This is a genomic window from Arthrobacter sp. zg-Y769 (assembly GCF_020907405.1).
GTDB lineage: Bacteria > Actinomycetota > Actinomycetes > Actinomycetales > Micrococcaceae > Arthrobacter_B.
This window is the reverse complement of the sequence record NZ_JAJJOE010000009.1, coordinates 204,004-229,367: the sequence shown is the minus strand read 5'-3', so window position 1 is coordinate 229,367 and position 25,364 is coordinate 204,004. Positions and strand designations below refer to the sequence as shown.

The window sequence follows — 25,364 nt, the reverse complement described above, 5'->3', positions numbered from 1 at the left end:
TTTGCTCCGTGACGAATAGTGCAGCGGGAGAAGACGGCGGACTGCGGGAACGCAAGCGGACCGCGACACGGGCGGCCATCACTGCGCATGCCCGCACCCTTACCGCCGCGCACGGTGTCAACGGCTTTACCGTTGAACAGCTGTGCGAGCGGGTAGGCGTCTCCCGCCGGACGTTTTTCAACTACTTCCCCACTAAGGAAGACGCCATCCTGGGATCGCCCGCCGACGATCTTCCGGAGGATCTGGTCCAACGCTTCATCGACGGCGGCGCCGGCTCCCCGCAGGGAGCGATCTCCCCGTCCCTGGTCGCCGACTTCGTAGACCTGGCCGTCGGTATGACCGAGCGCCTGGCCATGTCCCGCTCGGAGATGGCCCTGTTGAAGGAGGCGGTCAGCACCGAACCCCGGCTGATCTCCAAGGCCATGCGGGGCTCCCGGGAGACCGAGGAAACCTTTGCGCGGATAGTAGCTGCCCGGGAGTCCCTGCCGGCCGATGACCCGTGCGTCCGGGCAACCGTTGCCGTCTTCGGAGCACTGGTCCAGCGTGCCGGGCTCCGCTTCTTCGATCCGTCCAACACCGATTCCTACCGCAGCATCCTCGTCACCGAGGTCAATGCGGCCATCGACGTGTTTTCGTCCGCGTCTCCACTCTCCGTCGAACCGACGGACCACCGCCCTGCTTCCACCGCCCCTGCCGATACCGCCAAGGACACGTAAATGACCTCCACCGCCGAGCGTGCTTCCGGGCCGCTTCTGCTGACCCAGAAACGCATCTGGATCATCTTTTCCGCCCTGATCGCGGGCATGCTGCTTTCCAGCCTCGACCAGACCATTGTTTCGACCGCCATGCCCACCATTGTGGGAGAACTGGGCGGCGTCGAGCATCAGACCTGGATCACCACCGCCTACCTGCTGGCCACCACCATCGTGATGCCCATTTACGGCAAGTTCGGTGACGTGCTGGGCCGGCGCAACCTGTTCCTGTTCGCCATTGTCCTGTTCACGGCGGCTTCGGTCGGCTGCGCCTTCGCCACCGATTTCTGGGGCTTCGTGATCTTCCGGGCCATTCAGGGCCTTGGCGGCGGCGGCCTGATGATTCTGTCCCAGGCCATCATTGCGGACATCGTGCCCGCCGATCAGCGCGGCAAGTACCTCGGTCCGCTGGGCGGCATCTTCGGCCTCTCCGCCGTGGCCGGTCCCCTGCTGGGCGGCTTCTTCGTGGACCATATGACGTGGCAGTGGGCGTTCTACATCAACATCCCGATCGGCATCGCTGCCTTCCTGATCGCCTTCTTCACCCTGACGCTGCCGAGCAAGAAGGCAACCAAACGGATCGACATCGCCGGCGTGGTGCTGCTGTCCATTGCCACCACCTGCCTGATTTTCTTCACGGACTTCGGCGGCAGCGACGAGCGCGGCTGGACCGACCCGCTGACCCTGGCCTTCGGTGCCGGGATGCTGGCTGCGGCAACCCTGTTCGTCATGGTGGAAAACCGCGTCGCGGACCCGATCATCCCGATGAGCCTGTTCCGGAACCCGATCTTCGTCAACAGCACGGCCATCGGCTTCACCCTGGGCATGGGCATGTTCGCCGCCCTTGCCTTCGTGCCGACCTTCCTGCAGATGTCCACCGGCACCTCGGCCGCGGTCTCCGGCCTGCTGATGCTGCCGATGATGGTGGGCATGATGGGCACCTCGATCTACTCGGGTCTCGCCATCACCAAGCACGGCACCTACAAGAAGTACCCGATCATGGGTGCGGCCCTGGTGATCGCTGCCATGCTCTGGATGACCACCCTCTCCGCCGACACCCCGGTCTGGGTGATCTGCGCACAGCTGTTCGTCTTCGGCGCCGGACTCGGCTACATCATGCAGGTGGTGGTCCTGGTGGTGCAGAACTCCGTCCCTGTGGACCAGATCGGCACCGCGACCTCCAGCAACAACTACTTCCGCGAGGTCGGTGCCTCCCTGGGCGTGGCCATCTTCGGTGCCATGTTCACCTCGCGCCTTTCGGACAATCTGAATGAGGTCTTCACCAAGGCCGGCTTCGATCCTTCCGCGGCCGGGGAGGCCACCGCGACCCTGCAGCCGTCCGTCATGAACGATCTGCCGGAACCGATCCGGGACGGCATTGTCACCGCCTATGCCGATTCGCTGGCCCCCGTTTTCTGGTACCTGATCCCGTTCCTGGTCATCGCGCTGGTCCTGGCCTTCTTCCTGAAGCAGATTCCGTTGTCCGACGTCGCCGGAATGGTGGCCCGCGGAGAAGCCGTCGCCGGCCCGGAGGCGGACCGACTGGAGGCCGAACGCCTGGCCGCGCTCAAGGGAACCGGACCGAAGCCCGCCGGACCCGCAGGCGGGCCTGCTGAAACCGGGCCTGCTGAAACCGGATCCGCGGAAGCCGAAGAGCCTCCTGCACAGGCACCGGAGAACCCCTACCGGGAGAAGTAGCAGCTTCAACTGCGCCCGGCTGGCAAAGGGCCGCTCCGCTGCTGCGGGGCGGCCCTCGCCGTGCAGCGCATCAGCGGATCAGCGGTCGAAGACGGGCACGCCGTCGGAAGCCAGGGCCACGTCAATGAGCATCCGGTGCCTCTCGCTCAGGGGCGGCAGGGCATCCAGGGCGTACCAGCCGACCTCGGTGGACTCGTCGTCGTTCACCCGTGCCGTTCCGGAAACGTACCTGCAGCTGAAGGCGAGGTTCAGGAAGGAGCAGACATCCCCGTTGGGAAAGGTGACCGGCCCGTGGGCGCCGACGTGGATGAGGTGTTCCAGCTCGGCCCGGATACCGGTTTCCTCTTCCACCTCGCGCAGGGCTCCCGGCCCTGCCTCCTCGCCCGGTTCGAGTATTCCGGTGATCAGCGCCCAGCGGCCGTTATCCGCACGCCGGCCCAGGAGCACCTGCCCTTCGGCGTTGAATACCACTGCCGTAACGCCGGGAAGCCAAAGCGGATCGTGTCCTATCCGCTCGCGCAGGGACAGGACAAAATCGGGGGTAGGCATGGTCCTACTGTAGGGCAGGGGCCAGCATGGCGACGGCGGCCCCCAGGAGGAGGAAGGGCCCGAAGGCCACGGCGGACGACGCCGTTCCCCGCCCCGTGAGGATCAGGGCCACCCCCCAGAGCCCGCCGAAGACAAACGCAGCCACCGCCCCCGCCAGCACGTGGCCGGCGCCGAGGAACCCCAGGTAAAGGCCCAGCAGTCCGCCAAGCTTGACGTCCCCGAAGCCCAGGCCGGCCGGGCTCAGGAGCCGCAGGGCAAAAAACCCGGCCCACAGCGCGGCGGCACCCAGCAGCATGGCAGCCACCCGGTCCGGTTCCCCGGCGGCGAGCGCGGCACCGCCCAGCAGTCCGCCGGCTATGGGATAGGACGGCAGGACCAGCGCATTGGGCAGGCGGCGTGTGCGGATATCGGTCACGGCCAGCCGGACGGCGACAGCGGCGAACCAAACGAGTGCCGCGCCCAGCAGGACCACGGCAACTGATGCACCAGCCGCACCGGCCGTACCCGCCCCGTAGTAACCCGCCAGGATCTGGATCATGGGCACACCGTACCCACAGCGGACGCAGTTCCGGGACGCAGCGGTGCCGCTGTGGACAACTCAGCCGATCTGGCCTTCCTCCAGCAGTTCGGTCACCAGTGCCGCGATGGGGGAACGCTCCGAGCGTGTCAGCGTCACGTGCCCGAACAGCGGATGGCCCTTGAGCGTCTCGACCACGGCCGCCACGCCGTCGTGCCGGCCCACCCGCAGGTTGTCCCGCTGCGCGACATCGTGGGTCAAAACCACCTTCGAGTTCTGCCCGATTCGGGACAGGACCGTGAGCAGGACATTCTTCTCCAGGGACTGGGCCTCGTCCACGATCACGAAGGCGTCATGAAGTGACCGGCCCCGGATGTGGGTCAGGGGCAGCACCTCGAGCATGCCGCGGTCCAGGACCTCCTCCACCACCTCCACGGACACCAGCGCCTCCAGGGTGTCGAAGACCGCCTGGCCCCAGGGACCCATTTTTTCGGACTCCGTGCCGGGCAGGTAGCCCAGCTCCTGCCCGCCCACTGCGTAGAGCGGCCGGAACACCATCACCTTGCGGTGTTCCCTGCGCTCGAGCACTGCCTCCAGCCCGGCACACAGGGCCAGCGCCGACTTACCCGTACCCGCACGGCCGCCCAGCGAAACTATGCCCACCTCCCGGTCCATCAGCAGGTCGATGGCCAGCCGCTGTTCCGCCGATCGTCCATGCAGCCCGAAGACGTCCCGGTCCCCGCGGACCAGCCGCAGCCGCTTATCTGCTCCCACCCGTCCCAGCGCCGAAGCCCGCCCGGCCATCAGCACCGTGCCGGTGTTGACGGGCAGGTCCGCGGCCTCGGGGATCAGCAGCGGCTGGTGGTCGTACAGGAGGGCCATGTCCGCGTCGGAGATTTCCAGTTCCGCCACTCCGGTCCAGCCCGAATCCCGGACCAGCTCGTTGCGGTATTCATCCGCCGCCAGTCCCATAGCCGAGGCCTTCACGCGCATGGGCAGGTCCTTGGACACCACCGTCACGTTCCGGCCGCCGTCGGCCAGGCTCTTGGCCACGGCGAGGATCCGGCTGTCATTGTCGCTGCCGCGGATGCCCGCGGGCAGCACATCGGTGGAGATGTGGTTCAGCTCCACCCGCAGCGTTCCGCCGCTCTCCCCCAACGGGACGGGTGCCCCGAGCCCGCCGTGCCGGATCCGCAGGTCATCCAGCAGCCGCAGCGCATTCCGCGCGAAATAGCCAAGCTCGGGATCCTGCCGCTTGCGCTCCAGCTCGGTGATGACCACCAGCGGAAGGATCACCTCGTGTTCGGCAAAGCGGAGGACCGCCCGCGGATCGGACAGCAGCACCGAGGTGTCCAGCACAAAGCTGGCCCGTTCCGGTTCCTGCACTTTCTGTTCAGCTGCCACGTGGAACTCCCGTCAGGGGCGCCCCAGGGCCCCGGTCGCTGGATGTATTCCATAAGGTGTTGCATTGGTGCTCATATACCGGCCGGCCGCTGCCGGTCGATAGCACCAAAGTACGCCCGCTAGGCGCAGCCCCGCAGCAGGACACGGCCGGTCATGGCCTGTCATGGCCTGTTGCGGCCGCAGGAGAATCGTTAGGAGCCGAAGCGCCGCTGCCGGCTAGCATAGTCACGCAGGGCGCGGAGGAAGTCCACCCGCCGGAAATCCGGCCAGAGCGCTTCGCAGAAGTAGAACTCGCTGTAGGCGCTCTGCCACATCAGGAAGCCGGAGAGGCGCTGTTCACCGGAGGTCCTAATCACCAGTTCCGGGTCCGGCTGGCCGCGCGTATAGAGGTACTCGGAAATCCTGGTGTCGCAGATTTCCTCGGTTACCTCCGCGATCCCCTTGCCTTCGGCTTCGGCGTCCCGCAGGAGTTCCTTGACGGCGTCCACGATTTCCCGCCGTCCGCCGTAACCGATGGCCACGTTCACATGCAGCCCATCGGCGTCGCCGGTGCTTTCGCCAAGCTCGGTGAGCTGCTTGGCCAGCCGGGACGGGAGGATCTCCAGGGCCCCTACCGGCTGGACCCGAAGGTTGCCCTCTTCGCCCAGGCGGTCCAGGGTGTTGCCGATAATGTCCAGCAGCGGTTCCAGCTCGTCCGCATCACGGTTGAGGTTGTCCGTAGACAGCATGTACAGGGTCACCATCCGCACACCGAGTTCCTGGCACCAGCCCAGGAACTCCAGGATCTTGTCCGCTCCGGCCTGGTGCCCGTCGCTGGTGGGCGCACCGGCAAGCTTGGCCCACCGCCGGTTTCCATCCACCATTACCCCGATGTGTTCGGGGATGCGGTCTCCGATCAGGGACCGCCGCAGCTTACGCTCGTAGTAGGCGTAGACAACACCGGGGAATTTCATTGTTTGCCTCACGTGCCTGGGATCCGGAGCGGGCACCGACAAACGGTCCCGCTGCCCCGGGTCTGCCCAAAGGATAAAAATCTTCTCCTAGGCTACCGCTAGCTCGGCTTGCCGAAGCGCAGATCGGTGCGGGCGGAGGCTTACGGATCCGTAAGTTACCCGAACGTAGGTTAGAATTTCCGTTATGGATTCGTCACCATTCAATGCCCCTGCCTCAAGGGTTCCGGCCCAGCATGACCCCGAATCGAAGGCCGCACCGGGCCCCCTGGAAAGCGCCGTCGAGGCCGTTGCCGAAGAACTCGAAATCAAGCCCCGGCTGCGCGGCTGGCTGCATGCCGGCGCCACGCCGCTCGCCCTGGTGGCCGGGATCATCCTGGTGGTTCTCGCTCCCACGGCCGACACCCGGATCGCCTCCGCGGTCTACGCCTTTACCGGGGTGCTGCTGTTCGGCACCAGCGCCGTCTATCACCGCGGCAATTGGTCGCCGAAGGTCAAAACGGTCCTGAAACGCCTGGACCACACCAACATCATGCTGGTGATTGCCGGTTCCTACACGCCGCTGGCCTGGTCCCTGCTGCCCCGGGACAGTGCCGTGACCCTGCTGTGGATCATCTGGGCCGGCGCCCTGGTCGGTGTCGCGTTCCGGCTCCTGTGGCTGAATGCCCCCCGCTGGCTCTACACACCCGTGTACATTGCCCTGGGCTGCGCGTCCCTGTTCTACATTCCGGATTTCTACCGGACCAACCCCACCGCAGCCCTGCTCATCTGCATCGGCGGTGCAATGTACATTGCCGGTGCCGTCATGTACGCAATGAAGAAGCCGAACCCCTCCGTGGAGTGGTTCGGCTTCCACGAGATCTTCCACGCCTTTACGCTGGCCGGCTTCGCTGCCCATTACGCAGCCATCCTGATGGCCGTCCGGTCGGTGGCCGGCTAGGAGCAGCTAGGAACGCAGTGCGCGGAACTGGGCCGCCAGGTCCTCCGGAGTGGACACCGGGCGGCTGCAGACCATACCGCGGCACAGGTAGGCCAGCGCTCCCCCGTCCGGTGCGGGCCGGTCGCGCAGCAGCGGCACCGACGTTTCCCCGCCGGGTCCGGACGCCACGACGACGGCGGGACCGCCCGCCGTCCGCCCGGCCCGGAGCAGCTGCCCCACCAGGGCAGGGTCGCTGCCGGTGACGGCCAGTTCGCGCGGTCCCTCCAGTGCCTGCACGAGAACGGACATGGCCCAGCCCCCGGCCCGCGGTGCGCGCGCCGCCACCAGCTGCACGTGGGCGAGCAGCGCTTCCGCAATGGCACGGTGCCGCGAGGACCCGGAATAGGCCGCGTAGGTCACCAGTACGCCGGCGAACAATGCGGTGCCGCTGGGAGTGGGTCCGTCCATCGGATCGGCTGCGGAGAGCGACCCTTGTGCGGCTGCGAGCTGGTCCGTGCGCACTGCGGTGTCCTGCAGGACGCCGTCCACGATGAAGCGCTGCTCGGCGGCCAGCACCAGCTCCTCTGCGGCGCGGTACCACTGCTCCTCACCGGTGGCGGCGTAGAGCGCAAACAGCCCCTCCGCGGCACCGGCATAATCTTCAAGCAGGCCTTCAATTCCAGCGGCGGTGCCGGCATGGGAAACCCGTGCCAGCAGGCCGTTTCGGTGGTGGACGCGCAGCAGGTAGCCGGCAGCTTCCCGGGCCAGGTCCAGCAGGCCGGCTGCCTTCTCCCCTGGGTCCCCGGCGTCGCCGAGGGCCAGCGCGGCATCGGCCAGGCCGGCGATGGCCAGGCCGTTCCATCCCGCCACCACTTTGTCATCGCGTTCGGGCTGGGGCCGCCGGTCCCGCACGGCCAGCAGCGCGGGCCGCACGCGCTGCCAGAGCTGCTCCTCCTCCGGCTCCAGGCTGCGCCCGAAATGCAGGGTGGACGCGCCGTCCTCCATCCGCCCGGTTTCAAGGTCCAGCAGGGAGAGCACAGCGTTAGCGTCCGCCCCGGAACCGGCCAGGACGGTGCGGAGCTCATCGGGTGTCCATACATAGGTGGCACCCTCCCGGCGGTGCCCGTCAACGAGGGTATCGGCGTCGAGCGAGGACGCGAACCCTCCCCCCTCCACACGCAGCCGTTTCGCCAGCCAGTCCGCGGTATCGGCGCTGACCTGCAGGGCCAGCCGCCGCTGGTCCGAAGTGGGTGCCGAGCGGCTCCAATGGGCATAGAGGCGCAGCAGCTGGGCGTTGTCGTAAAGCATCTTTTCGAAGTGCGGGATGGCCCAGGCACGGTCCACGGTGTACCGGGCGAAACCGCCTTCAAGCTGGTCGTAGAGTCCGCTGCGGGCCATGGTTTCGAGCGTGCGGCCGGCCACGGACGCGGCGGCCTCAGCCGCCGGGCGGTCAGTGGATCCGTAAACCAGCAGGAACCGCAGCAGGGGTGACGGCGGGAACTTCGGCGCACCGCCCAGTCCGCCGAAACGGGGATCTTCCTGCTCCGCCACGGCCTCGACGCCGGCCGCAAGCACGTCACCGGAGAGCGGCCCGGATTCGGCGGCCAGCTCCAGGGTGCCGACGAGCCGGCGGTTTCCAGCCTGGGCGGAGGCCAGGTGCGCGGCAATCTGTGCCGCGCTTGTCTCGACTTCCTCCGGACGGTCCCGCCAGGCGGAGGAAACCGCTTCCATTACCTGCCGGAAGGAGGGCATACCCTGCAGCTGGCGGGGCGGGAAATAGGTGCCGGCGTAAAAGGTGCGGCCGTCCGGAAGGGTAAACACGCTCATGGGCCAGCCACCCTGTCCGGTGAGGGCCTGCGTGGCAGCCATGTACACGGCGTCAACGTCGGGGCGTTCCTCGCGGTCCACCTTCACCGAGACGAAGTTCTCATTCAGGTACTGCGCCGTTGCGGCATCTTCGAACGATTCATGCGCCATGACGTGGCACCAGTGGCAGGCTGCATAGCCCACCGAGATAAAGACCGGAACATTCCGGCGCCGGGCTTCGGCGAAGGCCGCATCGCCGAAGGGCCACCAGTCAACAGGATTGTCCGCATGCTGGCGCAGATAGGCCGAAGCCTGGTTCCTCAGTCTCTCGGCCATGGCGTGCCCGCTACCGCAGGTGGTCCCAGGTGGTGTCCCGGTCCGCCGGATCGTCCACGGCCTTGTCCAGGTAAAGCGCCGTCCGGGAGGCCTCCGGGCGCCCGGAAGCTTCCGGATCCGCGGCGGCAGCGGCTTCCTGCTCGGCCAGCACCTGTTCGCGGTAGCGGACCCGGCGGATGCGCTTGGTCATGTCGCGGATCAGGAAAATGATCGCGATCACCACAAAGAGCGTAAAGAGGAACCCCAGCGTGCCCGGGGTGACATCTTCTGCGGCAACTCCCGGCGCGAGGGTCTCGTCCGGTGCCGGGGTAACGGCCGTAGCCAGGCTGTACAGGAAGTTCACGGTATATCTCTCTAGTCGCCGATACTGCGGCGGAACCTTTGGTTCCTAGGGTCTATCGTATGCCAGCGAACAGGTCCGTTTCGGGCAGCTCGGTTTCCACCCGGGACTCGATCAGGGAGTAGTCCTCCCAGGGCCAGACCTTGCGCTGCAGGTCGGGGCTGACCGCAAAAAAGAACCCGTCCGGATCGACCTGCGTGCGGTGGCTGCGCAGGGCCTCATCCCGTACCTCGAAGAAGTCCCCGCATTCGATCTGGGTGGTGGTGGAGTGCACGGGCACGGGCGGCTGGTGGCCTTCCGTGTCGGTTTCCTGCCAGGCGGCGATCCGTTCGGCGTACGGGGACTGCAGGCCGGCCTCTTCCAGCGCAAAGTGCAGTGCGCGGAACCGCTCGGGGTTGAACGCCCGGTCGTAGTAGAGCTTCAGGGGCTCCCAGGCAGCACCGGTCCCGGGATACCGTGCCGGGTCGCCGGCGGCGGCAAAGGCTTCCACGGCGACCTTGTGGGCCATGATGTGGTCGGGGTGCGGATAACCGCCGTTTTCGTCATAGCTGATGATCACGTGCGGGCGGAACTCACGGACCAGCTTCACCAGCGGCGCCGCTGCCCGTTCCAGCGGCTGCAGGGCGAAGCACCCGAAAGGCAGGTCCGGCAGCGGATCACCCTCGGGCAGGCCTGAGTCGGCAAAGCCCAGCCAGCGGTGCCGGATTCCCAGGGCAGCCCGTGCCGCCGCCATTTCCTTCCGGCGCAGTCCGGCGAGGTCCCGTTTGCCGGCGGGGTCGCTTTCGGCGCCGGGGTTGAGGATGGAGCCCCGTTCACCGCCGGTGCAGGTGGCCACCATTACCTCGACACCGGCAGCGGCGTAGGACGCCATCATGGCAGCGCCCTTGCTGGCCTCGTCGTCAGGGTGGGCATGCACCGCGAGCAGGCGCAGCGGTGCGGTGGGCCGGGATTCGGTGCTTTCGCGGGCAGACAAGGCAACTCCTGATGTAAGCGGATTATGACGATGGAATCGACGGCTAAAATAGGCGTGTGAGTACTTCGGAAACTCGTCCCGAGACGTCGGCACCCCAGCAGCCGGACGTTTCCACGTCCCAGTCCAGATTAGCCAATCGCTACGGCACCCCCAAGCGGCGCCTGTCCCGGCGGGCGCGCATCATCGCGGTGTCCACTGCTGTGACTGCCGGCGTAGTGGCCGCTGCGTGGATGAACATCCCCTCCTCCACCGGAACGGTGACGTCGAAGGACGTGGGCTTCAGCCTTCCGGAGGACGGACGCGTGCTGGTGGATTTCAAGGTCGACAAATCGGCCGGCAGTACCGCTGCCTGCGCCATTCAGGCGCTCAACGAAAGCTACGCCGTCGTAGGCTGGAAGACAGTAATCCTGGGTCCGGACGCACCGGAAAGCAGCACCCGGCAGGTTGAACTCCGCACGGACTCCCCGGCGGTCACCGGCGGGGTGAATAGCTGCTGGATCGTGGACGGGGATTAGCCCCCGTTACCCGTTCGTCCCGCATATTGGGTTAAGCCCCCGGGCAAACTAGTATGGAAAGCACGACATGCCCCGCCCAGGTGACCGGCTGGTCTTTGGTTGAGATTCCAAACCAGACGGCCTCCGCCCGGCGGGGTCTTTGCTTGTCAGGCCAATCCGGCCGGCGGGCATCCAGCCATGCCGGACCAATCGATGGCCCGGACGTTTATATAAGGAGATACCCGTGTCAACCAACAGCGCACCTGTCGCCTGGCTCACGCAGGAGTCTTACGACCGCCTCAAGGCGGAACTTGAGCATCTGTCCGGCCCCGGACGGACGGAGATTGTTGCCCGCATCGAGCAGGCACGCTCTGAGGGCGACCTCAAGGAAAACGGCGGCTACCACGCAGCGAAGGAAGAGCAGGGCAAGACCGAGGCCCGCATCCGCCAGCTGACCCAGCTCCTTGAAACCGCACATGTTGGTGAATCCCCGGCGGATGACGGCGTAGTTGAGCCGGGCATGCTGGTGGAAGCGCGCGTCGCAGGCGACGTGGAAACCTTCCTGCTGGGCAGCCGCGAGATTGCCGGTGACGGCAGCATCGACGTCTACAGCGAAAAGTCTCCGCTGGGTGCGTCCATCCAGGGCCTCAAGGCCGGGGACAGCACCACGTACACCGCGCCGAACGGCAAGAGCATCACCGTGGAAATCATCTCCGCCAAGCCGTACGTCGCTTAGGTTTTTCCACCCAGGAACTGCAGGCGGGCCTCTCCTACGGGAGGGCCCGCCTTTGTGTTGGCGCCTCCCGGCGCAGCACGACGGCGGCCAGCACCCCGCCGGCTGCCCCGAACAGATGTGCCTGCCACGAGACGCCCCAGGACGTGGGGAAAATACCCCAGAGAATTGATCCGTAGATCAGGAACAGCACGCCGCTGAGCAGGATCTGGGCGAGGTTCCGGTTATAGAAGCCGCGGACGATCAGATACGCGAACAATCCGAACACCACGCCCGAAACACCCACGGTCAGTCCGCTGCCGAACAGCCACACCCCGACTCCGGAGCACAGCCAGGAGATGGCCAGCACCGAGACGAACCGCCGGACCCCTTCGAGCAGGGTCAGGAACGAAAAAACAATCAGGGGCAGTGTGTTGCCCAGGAGGTGGGAGGGCCCGGCATGCAGCAGCGGCGCGAACACCACGCCGTCGAGCCCCTCCAGCTGCCGCGGCAGGATTCCCAGCAGCGGAAAAACGATCGGTTTGATGAGGATCGTGAGCAGGTACACCGCCCACAGTGCGGCGGCAAACAGCAGCGAGCCGGTCAGTGCGGTTCGTACGCGGGAGGCAGCCATGGGCTTAACCCGTCAGCACTACGGGCTGGAAACCAACGGTGCGCAGGTTTTTCAGCACCAGTTCGCAGTGCTCGTGCCCCTTGGTTTCCATGTTGATGGTGATGGCGACATCTCCCATGCTGATGGATCCTCCTACCCTTGTGTGGTCTACGCCGGTGACATTGGCATCCGATTCCGCAATGATCCGCGAAATGGTGGCCAATGACCCGGGACGGTCATCAAGGAGCATACGGACCACCAGGTAACGGCCCGCAGCGGCCAGTCCACGCTGGATCACCTTCAGCATCAGCATCGGATCAATGTTGCCGCCGGAGAGGATCACCGCTGTGTTCCCGGGGTTTTCTATCTTCCCGTCCATCAGGGCTGCGACTCCCACGGCCCCCGCCGGTTCCACGACCATCTTGGCACGCTCGAGGAGGAAAATCAGCGCGCGGGCCAGGGAATCCTCGCTCACGGTCACTACATCGTCCACCAGTTCCCGGATGATCGAGAACGGCAGCTGTCCGGGGCTTCCGACGGCGATGCCGTCCGCGATGGTGCTGACGCGGGTAAGCGGCACCAGGGCGTCAGCTGCCAGCGACGGCGGATACGACGCCGCGTTTTCCGCCTGCACGCCAATGATCCGGATTTCGCGCCCCAGCTCCCGTGCGCGGGATTTGAGCGCGACGGCGACGCCGGCGAGCAGTCCGCCGCCGCCCACCCCCATCAGCACGGTGTCCAGATCAGGTATCTGGTCCAGGAGCTCGAGCCCGATGGTCCCCTGCCCGGCCACCACATCCACGTTGTCGAAGGGGTGGACAAAAACGGCACCCGATTGGTCGGCGTACCGCTGGGCCTCCGCCAGGGCTTCGTCCACGGTATGGCCGTGCAGGATGACTTCCGCGCCGTGCCCCCTGGTGGCGGCCAGCTTGGGCAGCGCCACCCCCAACGGCATGTAGATGCGGGCGGCGATGCCCAGCCGGGCCGCTGCCACCGCCACCCCCTGGGCATGGTTCCCGGCGGAAGCCGCTACGACGCCCCGCGCTTTGTCGGAGGGGGACAGCTTAGCCATGCGGACGTACGCGCCGCGGACCTTGAAGGAGCCCGCACGCTGGAGGTTTTCACACTTGAGGTAGACCGGGGATCCGGTCTCCCGCGCCAGGGCCCGTGACATCTCTACGGGTGTGTGGGCAATAACGCCGTCTAGCAGCTTCGCCGCCGCCCGGATGTCGTCCAGGGTGACGGGCAGGTTGGCGAGATCGGTCATGGGCTGCGCTCTTCCTCTGTAGCCAATGTTTCCTCGGTGCCCGCATCCTCCGTGCCGGAAGCGTCTTCCCCCGGTGCGGGGGAACGGCCGTCGTCGTCCTCTTCCCCCTCCTGATCCATGGCCGGGTCATCCTCCCAGCCGCGCGCTGCAATGTACCGGATCATCGTGTTGAGGATGGCCAGCAGCGGCACGGAGAACAGGGCTCCGGGGATCCCTGCGGCGAGGGTTCCGCCCGTGACGGCCAGGATCACCGCCAGGGGGTGGAGGGATACGGCCCGGCCCATAACCAGCGGCTGGAGGATATGGGATTCCAGCTGCTGCACCAGCAGGACAATGCCCAGCATGATCAATGCGTTGATTCCGCCGTTCGCGACCAGCGCCAGCAGGACGGCCACGAAGCCGGTGACGAAGGCGCCCACCAACGGCACGAACGAGCCCAGGAACACCAGGACCGCGAGCGGCAGTGCCAGCGGAACACCGATGAGGGCCGCTCCGCCGCCGATGCCGATGGCATCGATGAGTGCCACCACCACCTGCACCCGGACGTAGTTGACCATGGATTCCCAGCCGTGGATTCCGGCTCCGTAGGCGGCGGGGCGTGCCCTGCGCGGCAGCAGCCCGGAGGTGAATTCCCAGATGCGGCGGCCGTCCAGCAGGAAGAAGACCAGGGCGAAGAGGGTCAGCAGGATGCCTGCGGCGAAGTGTCCGGCACTGCTGCCCACGCTGAGGGCTCCGGAAAGGATGTTTGCCGAGTTGTTCTGCAGGGTATTGGTGGCTTCATCGAACAAGGAGTCCATCTGGCCGGCGGAGATGTTCAACGGACCGGAGGACAACCACTCCTGGACCTGGCGGACCCCCGCAAGCGTTTCTCCCCAGAGGTCCCGGAACCCGAGGGCGAGCTGGCGTCCCACCAGGGTCAGCGCGGCGGTAATGACGGCGAGGAAGGCCACGATGGTCACGGCCACCGACAATCCGCCGGGGAGCCGGTTCCGCCGCAGCCAGTTCGAGACCGGTGACAGCAGCCCGGCCAGCAGCGCCGCGATCATCAGCGGGATAATCAGCAGCGAGAAGTGGCTGAGGATCCAGACCAGCCCGGCGCCGACAATCAACACAACTCCGACGCGCCAGGCCCAGGCGGCACTTACCCGCAGGGCGAAGGGGACTTCGTCATTGTTCCGGTTGGAATTAGCCGCCGCCGCCTGCAGCACACGGGGGGCAGCTGTCCGGCGTACGTGGGGTTTCATGGGGCCATCTTTCCATACCGGGCTTCGCCGGGACCCGTCTTTACGTGCCTATCCCCGGCTGTTAACGCCGGCAGGCTCGGCGCGGATGCCCCACCGGGCCGAAAAGGCCTGCCCCGGTGGCAGCCAGACCAGCCCCTCCCCCGAGTTCAGGGCGTTGGCCGGTGCCGTCATCGGTTCAAGGGCCACCGCGCACCGCTGGCCGGGGAACTTGTCAGTCACGAACACGTGCACATAAGCACATTCGGCGCCGGTCCAGAGGCTGACCGTGCGTCCGTCCGGTGCCGTCAGTACATGCCGGTGGATGCCGGTGTCATCGTCATCGAAGGACAGGTCCGTATAGGCACTGTCCAGCTCCAGCTCCCCCAGCCGTGTTCCGGACCGGAGGTCCGCCGCTCCGGAAGGCTGCTGCCGGCCGTTGGGGATGAGGCGGTCATCAACGGTCAGCACGGTGGACGCGGCAACCGTCAGCACCAGGTCTTCGGTCGGTACATCGCCGAGCCGCAGGAACGGATGGGCGCCGAGGGCAACGGGTGCGGCCTCGACACCCACATTCGTCAGGCTTTGGCGCACGTGCAGTCCGCCGTCGTCGTCGAGGCTGTAGCGGGCCCGGTGCAGCAGGTGGAACGGATACCCGTGCTGCGGGAAGATTTCGGCACTCAGTTCCACGGCGCCGGGAACCTGTTCCAGGGCCGTGTAGCCGGTGTTGCGCAGCAGTCCGTGGCTGGCATGCCCGCGGGAGGGCTCAGTGATGTCCAGCTGCTGGGTTTTCCCGTCCAGCGTCCAGCGTCCGTCCGCTACCCGGTTGGGCCAGGGCGCAAGGAGCACGCCATTGGCGGAGGGAGGAATGGCGCTGTCCGGGTACGTCTGCACCAGGTCCACGCCGTCAACCGTGTACCTGCGCAGTGCGCCGGCCAGGGATGCGATGACGGCGCGGGCGCCGCCGCGGCTGATTTCGTATTGCGGGCCGGTGGCCGGGTAGGCCTCCGTCGATTCGCTGCCGGTTGCGTCCATGCCGCACAATCCTACCCGCGCGCCCCGGTGTTCACTCATCGAAATGGGTACTCACCCGATCGCTTACGGCAGCCACCACCCCGGCCGCGACGTTGCGGATTTTAATATTGCGGCTGTTGGAGACGCTGCGGAGGATATCGATCGCTGCCTGCTGGCTGCACCCGTTCTGCCCCATGATGATGCCCGCCGCCAGGTCCACGACCGTCCGCGATTCCAGCGCCGCCTGCAGGTTCGCCGCCCGGTTCGCCTGCGCATCAAGTAGCAGCACCAGGCGGAGGACCTTGGCTATTTCGGCGGCAACGGCACGCACACCGGCAATCCCGCCCGGTTCGAATGCGTATGGCCGCGCGGCATAACAGCACAGGACCGCGCGGCCCCCCTCCAGCGGCAGGGCGACGGCGGCAATCGACCGGATGCCGGAGCCGACGGCCCCGTCGGCCTCGTTCGGGACCGCCCATCGCCGTTCCGCGGCGAGGTCCGGCAGCACGACGTCGGGTCCGCCGCCCAGCACCGTGCCGGCCGGGCTGCCTGGTCCATACTCGGATGGGGTGGGGGGCAGTCCGTGGGTCCGGGCGGTAAGGAGCGGCCGGCGGCTGCGCTCAACGGCAATCGAGCAGCCGTCCGGCGGGGACAGGCCCAACCGGCGGGCGGCGGTAGCGGCCGCTTCGGCGAGGAATACGTCCGTGTCCGTTCCGGCCAGCAGGGCGGAGACGAGCTCGTTAACCACCGACTGCTGCTCTGGTTCGGCCATAGAAGACTCCTTCTCCAACTGCGGTCAGCCCCGCGCAGTGCGCCGTCCCGCCCGTCCTTCGTGCACAGTTGCCCCGGGGCCGGCCCCGCGGCGGGACGCCCCGCCGCCATGCTACGTCCGCCTGCCTACTGTGCCCAGAGTCCGGGCCCATATTGGCGGGCGGGTGCGGCAGTGTTCGGTGCGGCTTAACAACGGAAGGACCGCAGGCTTTGCGCCTGCGGTCCTTCCGGGAGTACTACCGTTCAGTCATTACCGCGCAGATTAGTCGCTGCCGCGCAGGATCGACAGGAGACGGATGATCTCCACGTACAGCCACACCAGCGTGACGGTCAGGCCGAACGCTGCAGTCCAGGAGTAACGCTCCGGGGTGCCGGCCTTGACGCCCTGTTCAATGGACGTGAAGTCCATGATCAGCGAGAACGCCGCCAGTCCAATGGCCAGGACGCCGATGAAGACGCCCAGCGGGATCCCGAAGATTTCGGCTCCGCGCAGGCCCCACGGGTCCTGTACCCCGCCGAAGATCATCAGGCCGACGTTGAGCAGGGAGAAGACCGCGTAGCCGATGATGGCGATCATGAAGAAACGCACTGCCTTCGGCGTGGCCCGGACCTTGCCGCTGCGGAACAGCACCAGCGTGACGCCGAAGACCGCCAGCGTGCCCAGCACGGCCTGGAGCCCGACGCCGGGGTACATCCCGTCCAGGACAGCGGTGAGGCCACCGAGGAACATACCTTCAAGGAACGCGTAGGCCAGGATCAGTGCCGGAACCGGCTCACGCTTGAAGGCGTTGACCAGGCCCAGGACGAATCCGCCCAGGGCACCCAGGATCATCAGGCCGCCGCCGATCCCCGGCAGCAGGAAGGTGGGGACCGCTGCACCTACCAGGACCATTGCCAGGCAGAAGACCGTCTTCATGATGACGTCGTCGTAGGTCATGCGGCCCATGTCCGACGGCTTCGCCGAAGGAGCCGTGTAAAGGTCCTGCAGCTGCTGCGGGGTCATGTAGCTGTTGTCAGTTGCCAGTGAACCCGTGGCGGTGCCGCCGCGGGTCTGGGAACGGAAGTTTTTACCGTTGAAAACCGGATTTCCGCCAAGTGCCATTGAATCTGTCCTCCATCTGGGGGGCTGTTTCAGCCCAGCCTACCAATCACAACGATCACCGGGGGCCGGGGATTCCCGGAAATTCAGTGCTTCCGGGTAACAGTTCGGTACATGCGGGTCCCGGAGCGACCCGGACCCTTGCCTGTGGAAACGGACTCGTTACCCGATCGCGACATGCGCGCCGGGATAAACGTCACTGCCTGAAACAAATCGTGGGTAGCATGTTCCCCAATCGGTGACCCGTGTCACATCTGCCCGCCTGCGCGCCGCTTCTTCGGTTCCGCAGCCCTGCGTGGAGGTTTCAGAACTTGGTAAGAACATCGGCGCTGACCCGGTACTTGGGGATGCTGGCGGCGGTGGCAGCAATGTTCGCTGCCCTGCTGCTCGCGGCTCCAGCCGCGTCCGCGACAACGGCAACGCCTGACGCCTCGCCGTCAGCCACTAGTCCCGCCCCCGGGGCGGACTACCGCGACCGGATCAGCGGCGTCATCAAGAATGAGGGCACCCCGCTGGAGGGGGTGAAAATCACCGCGACCGGCAACGGGTACGAGGGCGAAGCCGTCACCGGGGCAAACGGCTCCTGGTCCATCGGCGTCCCGCAGCAGGGTGCGTATGAAGTGGAACTGGACGAATCCACCCTTCCGGACGGTGTCGCCCTGGCGGAAGGCCAGGAGAACCCGCGCACCGTCACCTTTGCCAACACCACCAACATCACCACCCTGTTCCTGCTGGGTGAAGGCATCGTGCTGCAGGAGGAAAGCTTCGGGTCCCTGCTGCTCGAGCGCGCCGTGGCGGGCCTGAGCTTCGGACTCCTGCTGGCGCTGAGCGCCGTTGGTCTCTCGCTGATCTTCGGTACCACCGGCCTGACCAACTTCGCCCATGGAGAAATGGTGACTCTGGGCGCCATCCTGGCCTTCGCCTTCGCCTCACTGGGCATGCCGCTCTGGGTCGCACTTCCGCTGGCGGTAGTGGGCGGCGCGGCCTTTGGCTACGTGCAGGACGCCGGTATCTGGAAGCCGCTGCGACGCCGCGGCACCGGCCTGGTGCCCATGATGATCGTCAGCATCGGCCTCGCCGTGGCAGTGCGCTACACCGTCCTGTTCTTCTTCGGCGGCGGAACCCAGCAGCTGCCGGGCTCCCAAAGCCCGATATTGGAACTCGGCCCCGTGTCCATTCCCCGGAATACCCTGGTGTCCCTGATCGTCAGCCTGGCGGTCATCCTGGTGGTCGCGCTCCTGCTGCTGCGCACCCGGATCGGCAAGGCCACCCGCGCGGTGGCGGACAACCCCGCCCTGGCCGCGGCGTCGGGCATTGACGTGGACCGGGTCATCCGGCTCGTCTGGGTCATCGGTGGAGCCCTTGCCGCTATGGGCGGCATCCTCTGGGCGTACTACCGCCCAGGCGTGTCCTTCAACATGGGCCAGCAGATCCTGCTGCTGATCTTCGCCGGAGTGACCCTCGGCGGCCTCGGCACGGTGTTCGGGGCACTGGTCGGATCCGTCCTGGTAGGCCTCTTCGTGGAGATCTCCACCCTCTGGCTGGAGGCGGACCTGAAATACGTGGGCGCCCTGGTCATCATGATTCTTGTCCTGCTGGTCCGGCCGCAGGGACTCCTCGGCCGCCGCGAGCGCATAGGTTAGGGGCTTAGCTACAGATGGATTTCGCCAACATTCTTCTCGGTGCCTTCACCGAAATCATCAGCCCCACCACGGCCGCGTACGCACTGGCCGCCCTCGGGCTGGCCGTGCACTTCGGCTACACCGGCCTGCTGAACTTCGGCCAGGCCGGATTCATGGCCGTCGGCGCCTACGGCTTCGCCATACCGATCCTCTCCTTCAATGCCCCGCTGCCGCTGGCGCTGCTGATCGCCCTACTGGCATCCGCGGTGTTTGCCGTCATCCTGGGCATACCCACGCTTCGCCTCCGTGCGGACTACCTTGCCATCGTTACCATTGCCGCCGCCGAGATCATCCGGTACATCGTCACCACCAACTCCATGACACCGGTGACCGGATCCGCCAACGGCCTCGCCGCGTTTACCGGCAGCTTCTACGCCCTAAACCCCATACCGGCCGGCTCCTACAGCCTCGGCCCCGTCTCCATGAACGAGCGGGACCTTTGGATCCGCCTGGTGGCCTGGAGCCTGGTGGCCCTCGCCTGCCTCCTGGTGTGGATGCTGATCCGCAGCCCCTGGGGCCGCGTGCTCAAGGGCATCAGGGAGGACGAAAATGCCGTCCGTGCCCTGGGCAAGAATGTGTACGCCTACAAAATGCAGGCGCTGGTCATCGGCGGACTCCTGGGCTCGCTGGCCGGAATCATCTTCACCCTCCCCCGGGACGCCGTGCAGCCGGCAAACTACGGGACCGAGCTGACCTTCTACCTCTACACGGCCCTGCTCCTGGGCGGAATGTCCACCGTGCTGGGACCGGTCCTGGGGTCGATGATCTTCTGGGCCATCCTCTCCGTCACGCAGGGTCTGCTTTACGGCGCCATTGAATCCGGGTACATCACGTTCATCACCACTACCCAGGCAGGCCAGATCCGCTACATCCTTGTTGGCGTAGCCCTGATGCTGCTGATGATCTTCCGGCCACAGGGCATTCTGGGCAACAAGAAGGAGCTGTCGTTCGCATGAGCCACCAAGCAGATGAGCCCCGGGCGGAAGCGCGCGCCTCAGGGGCGCACGCAGCCGGTACGGAAGCTGAAGCACCCCACGCCGGTCCCGTCACTCCGGCGGCCGCGGCCAACGAATACATGGACGACACCCGTCCCATCGCACAAGGTGGGATCGGCCCGGGATGTGCCAAGCGGGATCCGATCCTGGTGGCGGAAAACGTCACCCGGACCTACGGCGGAATCAACGCCGTGGATGTTGAGCACGTGGAGATTCCGCGGCATAAGATCACCGCACTGATCGGCCCCAACGGTGCCGGGAAAACGACTCTTTTCAACCTGCTGACCGGCTTCGACACGCCCCAGTCGGGCACCTGGCAGTTCGAGGGCAAAGACCTGGCCGGGGTTTCCGCCTACAAGGTGGCACGCCTCGGCATGGTCCGCACCTTCCAGCTGACCAAGGTCATGGGCAAGCTGACCGTCCTGGAGAACATGCGCCTGGGTGCCACCGCCCAGCCGGGGGAATCCCTCCGGCGGGCGCTGCTGCCTCCGCTGTGGCGCCAGCGGGAAAAGGAGATCACCGAACAGGCCGACGTCCTGCTGGCCAAGTTCAAGCTGGACACCAAGCGGGGCGACTATGCAGCGTCCCTCTCCGGCGGGCAGCGCAAGCTGCTGGAGATGGCCCGGGCCCTGATGGTCCGCCCCAAACTGGTCATGCTGGATGAGCCCATGGCCGGCGTGAACCCGGCGCTGACCCAGTCCCTGCTGGACCACATCAAGAACCTAAAGGCCGAGGGTATGACCGTCCTCTTCGTCGAGCACGACATGCACATGGTCCGCCACATTGCCGACTGGGTGGTGGTCATGGCCGAAGGCAAAGTGGTGGCCGAGGGGCCGCCTTCCGAGGTCATGAAGGACCAAGCCGTGATCGACGCCTATCTGGGCGCCCACCATGACGTGGACCTCGCCGATTCGGAGGGTTTCGAAAAACTGGAGGCGGAGCTGGAGCACGACGCCGAGTCCTCGGTGGGAACCGAACCCGCCACCCAATCTGCCGGGGCATCGGCCCGGCGCCACGACGAGCGGAAGGACCAGGCATGAGCGCGGAGGCATTTGACGGCGACTCGGTGGTCAAGGTGACCGACCTCGTGGCGGGGTACATCCCCGGGGTGAACATCCTCAACGGCTGCAGCATCGAAGCCCGCCGGGGAGAGCTGATCGGGATCATCGGACCCAACGGTGCCGGCAAGTCCACCCTGCTCAAGGCGATGTTCGGCCTGGTCAAGGTGCATTCCGGGACCGTAGTGGTCCGCGGCCAGGACCTTACCGGGCTCAAGGCCAACAAGCTCGTCAGCCGCGGTGTGGGATTCGTTCCGCAGAACAACAATGTCTTCCCCTCCCTGACCATCGAGGAGAACCTGCAGATGGGCGTCTACCAGGCGCCCAGGACTTTTCGGGAACGCTTCGATTTCGTGGCCGGCGTGTTCCCCGAGCTGGCCAAGCGCCGTGCCCAGCGGGCGGGTTCCCTGTCCGGCGGTGAACGCCAGATGGTCGCCATGGGCCGTGCCCTGATGATGGATCCCGCCGTGCTGCTGCTGGACGAACCCTCCGCCGGCCTCTCCCCCGTCAAGCAGGACGAGGCGTTCCTGCGGGTGCATGAGATCAACCGGGCAGGAGTCTCCGTGATCATGGTGGAACAGAATGCCCGCCGCTGCCTGCAGATCTGTGACCGGGCGTACGTGCTGGACCAGGGCCGGGACGCCTACACCGGTACCGGGCGCGAACTCATGAAGGATCCGAAGGTCATCCAGCTCTACCTGGGCACCCTGGCCGAGACGGCCTAGTCCCTCCCGGCCTAAGGAAGGGTCCGGGAGCCGCGTAACACTCCACCCCCTCCCGGGAGACATCGTCAGAGGACAGTCAGCAAGGAAGAAGCCCCCGCCGGAACCGGCGGGGGCTTCTTCCTTGCTTTTCTACTTCAGTTACAGCTGGCCCGATTCGGAGCGGCTCGGCTGCGGCACGTTGTCAGCGTCGTACTGGTAGATACCGATGAAGGCTTCCGTGGGATCTCCGTTCTCATCAAACGTGATCGGTCCGGAGTAGCCGTCATAATCGATGTCTCCGCCGCCGCGCAGGATGGTCACACAGCCGGCAAAGTCGTAGCATTTCTCGCCCTCGCCGGAGACGCTCTCCAACTGGGCGGCCATGGCCTTGCCATCGGTGCTGCCCGCGGCCTCGGCGGCGAGCGCCAAGAGGGTCACGGCGTCATAGCTTTCACCCGCGTAGGACCAGTCCTTCAACGCCGGATCGACTCCAAGCAGGGACTCCTTGAAGTTTTCCGATGCGAAGGTTCCGGGAATGGTTCCCTGCGCCCCTTCAAGGGTTCCGGCGTCCAGATCCTTGCTGTAGTCCGACGTATTGCCGTCCACAAAGAACAACTGGCTGGAGTCAATACCCTTGGCCGTCAGCAGCGGCACGATGCTCTTGGCCTGGTCAAAGCTGATCACCACGATGGCGTCGGGCTTTGCGGCCACAACTGAGTCCACCTGGCTGCTGAACTGGGAGTCGCCCTCATTGAACATCTCCGACGCCACCACCTGGCCGCCGGCGTCTTCAACCGAGGCCTTTATGTTGCTCTGCAGCCCCGTGCCATAGGCGTCGTTAAGCACGACCATGCCCACGGTCTGCGCGCCACAGGACATGATGTAATTGCCCAGGATCCGGCCCTGCAGGAGATCCGAGGGTGCGGTCCGCCAGTACAGTCCGTTGTCATCCCAAGTGGTGAAGTCCGGTGAGGTGTTGGCCGGGGAGAACTGGATGACGCCTGCACCGGTGATGTTGCCGATCACCGTTTTGGAGACGCCAGAGGACGCTGCACCGACAATGGCGCTGACGCCCTGGCTGAGCAGGTCGTTTACCGACTGCGTGGCGATATCCGTGGTGGTGTCACCGGAGTCACGGTGGACAATTTCGATGTCCTTGCCGAGGACGCCACCGACGTCGTTGATTTCCTTAACTGCCAGGTTGGTGCCGGCAATCTCCGGCGGGCCGAGGTAGGCAAGCGAACCGGTGGTGGGCAGCAGCGTACCGATCTTGAGCGGTACGTCCGTGGTGCCCGTGGAGGCGGGCACTGCCGCAGGATCACCCTTGGCACCCGGGTCTTCCCCCGTTCCCCCCTGGCTTTCCGGGCAGGACAGGACCGAGGCAGCGGCGGTCTCGGTCTCTGCAGCTCCCGCATTATCTTCCGCGGACGAGTCTCCACCGCCGCTGCAGCCGCTGGCAAACAAGGCAAAACCGAGTCCAAGTGCAGCGATTTTGGCGGTGCGGGCGTATCCCGTGCCCTGGCCCAATCCGCCGGCAGTGCGTAGTGCAGTCATAAAAGTTTCTCCCCGATCGAAAGGCGGGTGCCTTTAACGCAATTACCAGGTGTTCCTGATTAGAAGAAAAGCTAGTTGAACATTGTGACGAATATAAGAGGCTTCGGTTACAGCCTTGTAACACTCGTCATATTCACGCATTCGTGCCCTTGCCGGGAACGGTGGGCCGGGCCTATACGATGGCCATAGAACTGTTCTCTTGGGGGAAATAAATGCACATTCCACGCCTGTCCACTGCCGCTTCCGCACTTCCTGTCGCGGCCATGCTCCTGATGGGGCCGGCCGCTCCGGCACAGGCGCTGGAGTGCGCGCCGGGGTCCCTTCCCGCCGTCGTCGACGGGGTGGAGACGTGCGTCGTCAGCACCTACAGCCCCGCTGTGCCCGTTCCGTCCTACAACCCGGGCGAAAGCAGCTACGATCCTGCAACCGGCCACTACTCGGAAGCGGTCCCGGCCGTCCCGGTTCCGGCTCCGGTTCCCCAGGTACCGGCGCACACGACACCGGATCCGGTGGAGCCCACGCCTGCACCGGGCACCCCCGCCGGCACCCCCGGCGGAACCGGTGACGCCGGCGTGCTTACGGAACAGACCGGCACGCCGTCTCCGGGTCCCAGCCGCACGCCCTCCCCCTCGCCGTCCTCCACGGAGGCAGTGGATGAGGAACGCACCGGCTCGGACCTGGTCCTTCCGGCGGTCGCGGCTGTGGTTATCCTCGGCCTGCTGGCCGGCGGGCTCCTGCTGCGGCACCGCAACCGGTCAGCGCGCGGCTAGGCTGCCAAGGGCCCGCATCGGGTTACCCGGGAAATTCCTGCGGGCATTCCCCGCAGAAGGTGCGGAGTATTTGGTGCCGAAATGCTGGTACCCCAGGTCGGACTCGAACCGACAACACACCGTAGATCAGTTGGCACTTTCGGGAGCACCCGCAGACCACCCGGATGAGTCCCGGTATGGCCCTTCTTGCCCGCCGTTCGTGGGCCGCAGCCGGACAAAGTGCCCGATGCCACCCGCCCGGACCCGAGCCGGTCCCAGCGTTTCCGGTGACTAACCGATAACTCTGAGCCGTTTCCGGTGACTACCCCTCCCCCGAGGCCTGGCCGAACTGCTCGAGGATGCCCGTGGTGTCCGGCGTCGCCCGGTTCCGCTCAATATAATGCCGCACCGTGACCAGGTCCGAGGAGTGGCCCAGCTGCCGGGATGCCACGACCGACCCCGCCTCGCGCTCAATGAGGGTGGTGACCGCCTTCCGGAAGCTGGACGGCTTCACCCATTCGAACTCCTCCCCGCGGGCCTCGCGCCACTGCCGGCGGAAGTTCCCGGGATCAATGACCCCGCCGGCGCGGGACGGGAAGATCAAGCCCATCGGGTTGCTGCCCGGCTCCTCGGCGAGCTTCCGGCGGACGAGCATCTTCACGGCGAAGTCGGGCAGGCCGAGGATGCGTTTGCCGTGCTCCGTTTTTGGGTACGCCTGCCGGTGCAGCTTCTGCGCCTTCGTTCGCTTGATCGTGCCGGTGACCTCTATGGTGGCGGGCTCGGCTTTGAGATCGACGTCCTCCCAGGGCAGCGCGAGGAGCTCCCCGGGGCGGAGTCCGGTGGCGATGAACAGGTCCACCTTATCCACGAGGTCCTTCGATTTCCGCGGCCCCATGGTGCCGGAGTCCTGCCAGGCTTTGATGTTCTGCCGCATACGCCCGAACTCCTCAACGGCCAAATGAACCCGTTCGTCGCATCCCTGATCCGCACCATTGTTCCGATCGTTGTCGGCTCCATCCTCGGCGTCCTCGCCAAGGTCGGGCTGAACATCGACGTCGAGGGGCAACAGGCGCTTTCGACGCTGATCGACTCGGCGTGCATCGGTGGCTACTACATCGTGGTCCGCCTGATCGAGACAAAGGTGCCGCAGGTTGGTTGACTGCTCGGCCTAGCCAAGTCTCCGGACTC

At 66.1% G+C, this 25,364-nt stretch carries 26 protein-coding genes; 11 read left to right on the top strand and 15 right to left on the bottom strand.

All coding sequences use genetic code 11. The features are described from left to right. The first annotated feature begins 8 nt into the window (after nucleotides 1-8). Entirely contained in the window at nucleotides 9-716 is a 708-nt protein-coding gene (locus tag LOC60_RS09985; RefSeq protein WP_230024769.1) for a TetR/AcrR family transcriptional regulator, read from the top strand. After that, nucleotides 717-2,450, top strand: coding sequence for an MDR family MFS transporter (locus tag LOC60_RS09980; protein ID WP_230024768.1), 1,734 nt, complete (start codon nucleotides 717-719; stop codon nucleotides 2,448-2,450). 78 nt (nucleotides 2,451-2,528) lie between these two features. Here the strand turns inward: LOC60_RS09980 and LOC60_RS09975 are convergent, their stop codons facing one another. The 4 genes from LOC60_RS09975 to LOC60_RS09960 form a co-directional block, all read right to left on the bottom strand. Further along, nucleotides 2,529-2,999, bottom strand: a complete 471-nt coding sequence (locus LOC60_RS09975) for an NUDIX hydrolase (protein WP_230024766.1) — start codon at nucleotides 2,997-2,999, stop codon at nucleotides 2,529-2,531. Between the two features lie 4 nt (nucleotides 3,000-3,003). Further along, a complete protein-coding gene (locus tag LOC60_RS09970; protein ID WP_230024765.1) occupies nucleotides 3,004-3,537 on the bottom strand; it encodes a prepilin peptidase in 534 nt (177 codons plus the stop codon). A 60-nt stretch (nucleotides 3,538-3,597) separates the two neighbouring features. Then, a complete protein-coding gene (locus tag LOC60_RS09965) occupies nucleotides 3,598-4,920 on the bottom strand; it encodes a PhoH family protein (protein WP_230024764.1) in 1,323 nt (440 codons plus the stop codon). 191 nt (nucleotides 4,921-5,111) lie between these two features. Beyond that, complete coding sequence (locus LOC60_RS09960) at nucleotides 5,112-5,873, bottom strand: isoprenyl transferase (RefSeq protein WP_230024763.1); 762 nt, start codon at nucleotides 5,871-5,873, stop codon at nucleotides 5,112-5,114. Between the two features lie 184 nt (nucleotides 5,874-6,057). On the opposite strand from LOC60_RS09960, the gene trhA reads away from it, so the two are divergent. Next, nucleotides 6,058-6,810, top strand: a complete 753-nt coding sequence (trhA, locus tag LOC60_RS09955) for a PAQR family membrane homeostasis protein TrhA (protein ID WP_230024762.1) — start codon at nucleotides 6,058-6,060, stop codon at nucleotides 6,808-6,810. Nucleotides 6,811-6,816: 6 nt separating this feature from the next. Here the strand turns inward: trhA and LOC60_RS09950 are convergent, their stop codons facing one another. Genes LOC60_RS09950 through mca form a run of 3 tightly spaced genes read right to left on the bottom strand, consistent with a single transcriptional unit; the run spans nucleotide 6,817 to nucleotide 10,244 of the window. Beyond that, a complete protein-coding gene (locus tag LOC60_RS09950) occupies nucleotides 6,817-8,931 on the bottom strand; it encodes a thioredoxin domain-containing protein (protein ID WP_230024760.1) in 2,115 nt (704 codons plus the stop codon). 10 nt (nucleotides 8,932-8,941) lie between these two features. Further along, nucleotides 8,942-9,274, bottom strand: coding sequence for a hypothetical protein (locus LOC60_RS09945; protein ID WP_230024759.1), 333 nt, complete (start codon nucleotides 9,272-9,274; stop codon nucleotides 8,942-8,944). 52 nt (nucleotides 9,275-9,326) lie between these two features. Further along, nucleotides 9,327-10,244 carry a mycothiol conjugate amidase Mca gene (mca, locus tag LOC60_RS09940; RefSeq protein WP_230024758.1) on the bottom strand — a complete coding sequence of 306 codons (918 nt, stop codon included), beginning with the start codon at nucleotides 10,242-10,244 and terminating at the stop codon, nucleotides 9,327-9,329. Nucleotides 10,245-10,300: 56 nt separating this feature from the next. Here mca and LOC60_RS09935 point away from each other — a divergent pair, with 56 nt between their 5' ends. Further along, nucleotides 10,301-10,759 carry a DUF4307 domain-containing protein gene (locus LOC60_RS09935; RefSeq protein WP_230024757.1) on the top strand — a complete coding sequence of 153 codons (459 nt, stop codon included), beginning with the start codon at nucleotides 10,301-10,303 and terminating at the stop codon, nucleotides 10,757-10,759. A 223-nt stretch (nucleotides 10,760-10,982) separates the two neighbouring features. Beyond that, nucleotides 10,983-11,474: a transcription elongation factor GreA gene (gene greA / locus LOC60_RS09930; RefSeq protein WP_230024756.1), complete on the top strand. Its 492-nt coding sequence runs from the start codon at nucleotides 10,983-10,985 to the stop codon at nucleotides 11,472-11,474. Between the two features lie 34 nt (nucleotides 11,475-11,508). Here greA and LOC60_RS09925 read toward each other — a convergent pair whose 3' ends face one another. The 6 genes from LOC60_RS09925 to LOC60_RS09900 form a co-directional block, all read right to left on the bottom strand. Then, nucleotides 11,509-12,084, bottom strand: coding sequence for a rhomboid family intramembrane serine protease (locus tag LOC60_RS09925; RefSeq protein ID WP_230024755.1), 576 nt, complete (start codon nucleotides 12,082-12,084; stop codon nucleotides 11,509-11,511). Nucleotides 12,085-12,088: 4 nt separating this feature from the next. Beyond that, nucleotides 12,089-13,330 carry a threonine ammonia-lyase gene (gene ilvA, locus LOC60_RS09920; protein WP_230024753.1) on the bottom strand — a complete coding sequence of 414 codons (1,242 nt, stop codon included), beginning with the start codon at nucleotides 13,328-13,330 and terminating at the stop codon, nucleotides 12,089-12,091. Then, nucleotides 13,327-14,574: an AI-2E family transporter gene (locus LOC60_RS09915; protein WP_230024752.1), complete on the bottom strand. Its 1,248-nt coding sequence runs from the start codon at nucleotides 14,572-14,574 to the stop codon at nucleotides 13,327-13,329. Before LOC60_RS09915 ends, ilvA begins: the two co-directional genes overlap by 4 nt. A 48-nt stretch (nucleotides 14,575-14,622) precedes the next feature. Continuing rightward, the gene (locus LOC60_RS09910) at nucleotides 14,623-15,585 is read right to left on the bottom strand and encodes an aldose 1-epimerase family protein (protein WP_230024751.1); all 963 of its coding nucleotides are present in this window, start codon (nucleotides 15,583-15,585) and stop codon (nucleotides 14,623-14,625) included. A gap of 31 nt (nucleotides 15,586-15,616) precedes the next feature. Further along, nucleotides 15,617-16,336, bottom strand: a complete 720-nt coding sequence (locus tag LOC60_RS09905) for a GAF and ANTAR domain-containing protein (protein ID WP_230024750.1) — start codon at nucleotides 16,334-16,336, stop codon at nucleotides 15,617-15,619. Nucleotides 16,337-16,597: 261 nt separating this feature from the next. Further along, entirely contained in the window at nucleotides 16,598-17,437 is an 840-nt protein-coding gene (locus LOC60_RS09900) for a Bax inhibitor-1/YccA family protein (RefSeq protein WP_230024749.1), read from the bottom strand. Nucleotides 17,438-17,781: 344 nt separating this feature from the next. On the opposite strand from LOC60_RS09900, the gene LOC60_RS09895 reads away from it, so the two are divergent. The 4 genes from LOC60_RS09895 to LOC60_RS09880 all read left to right on the top strand — a co-directional run bounded on the left by LOC60_RS09895 (nucleotide 17,782) and on the right by LOC60_RS09880 (nucleotide 21,894). Next, a complete protein-coding gene (locus tag LOC60_RS09895; RefSeq protein WP_230024931.1) occupies nucleotides 17,782-19,077 on the top strand; it encodes a branched-chain amino acid ABC transporter permease in 1,296 nt (431 codons plus the stop codon). A 14-nt stretch (nucleotides 19,078-19,091) separates the two neighbouring features. Continuing rightward, nucleotides 19,092-20,072 (top strand): branched-chain amino acid ABC transporter permease, encoded by a 981-nt coding sequence (locus tag LOC60_RS09890; RefSeq protein ID WP_230024748.1) that lies wholly within the window; start codon nucleotides 19,092-19,094, stop codon nucleotides 20,070-20,072. Between the two features lie 119 nt (nucleotides 20,073-20,191). Further along, nucleotides 20,192-21,151: an ABC transporter ATP-binding protein gene (locus LOC60_RS09885; protein WP_230024929.1), complete on the top strand. Its 960-nt coding sequence runs from the start codon at nucleotides 20,192-20,194 to the stop codon at nucleotides 21,149-21,151. Further along, nucleotides 21,148-21,894, top strand: a complete 747-nt coding sequence (locus LOC60_RS09880; protein ID WP_230024746.1) for an ABC transporter ATP-binding protein — start codon at nucleotides 21,148-21,150, stop codon at nucleotides 21,892-21,894. The genes LOC60_RS09885 and LOC60_RS09880 overlap by 4 nt, the downstream gene beginning before the upstream one ends. Before the next feature lie 138 nt (nucleotides 21,895-22,032). On the opposite strand, the gene LOC60_RS09875 is transcribed toward LOC60_RS09880, so the two are convergent. Continuing rightward, nucleotides 22,033-23,427 (bottom strand): ABC transporter substrate-binding protein, encoded by a 1,395-nt coding sequence (locus LOC60_RS09875; protein ID WP_230024745.1) that lies wholly within the window; start codon nucleotides 23,425-23,427, stop codon nucleotides 22,033-22,035. A gap of 212 nt (nucleotides 23,428-23,639) precedes the next feature. On the opposite strand from LOC60_RS09875, the gene LOC60_RS09870 reads away from it, so the two are divergent. Continuing rightward, nucleotides 23,640-24,197: a hypothetical protein gene (locus LOC60_RS09870; protein ID WP_230024744.1), complete on the top strand. Its 558-nt coding sequence runs from the start codon at nucleotides 23,640-23,642 to the stop codon at nucleotides 24,195-24,197. A 301-nt stretch (nucleotides 24,198-24,498) separates the two neighbouring features. Here the strand turns inward: LOC60_RS09870 and LOC60_RS09865 are convergent, their stop codons facing one another. Beyond that, the gene (locus tag LOC60_RS09865; protein ID WP_230024743.1) at nucleotides 24,499-25,110 is read right to left on the bottom strand and encodes a tyrosine-type recombinase/integrase; all 612 of its coding nucleotides are present in this window, start codon (nucleotides 25,108-25,110) and stop codon (nucleotides 24,499-24,501) included. A 24-nt stretch (nucleotides 25,111-25,134) separates the two neighbouring features. Between LOC60_RS09865 and LOC60_RS09860 the strand changes: the two genes are divergently transcribed. Further along, on the top strand, nucleotides 25,135-25,335 hold the full coding sequence (locus LOC60_RS09860) for a hypothetical protein (protein WP_230024742.1): 201 nt from the start codon (nucleotides 25,135-25,137) through the stop codon (nucleotides 25,333-25,335). Nucleotides 25,336-25,364 lie beyond the last annotated feature (29 nt).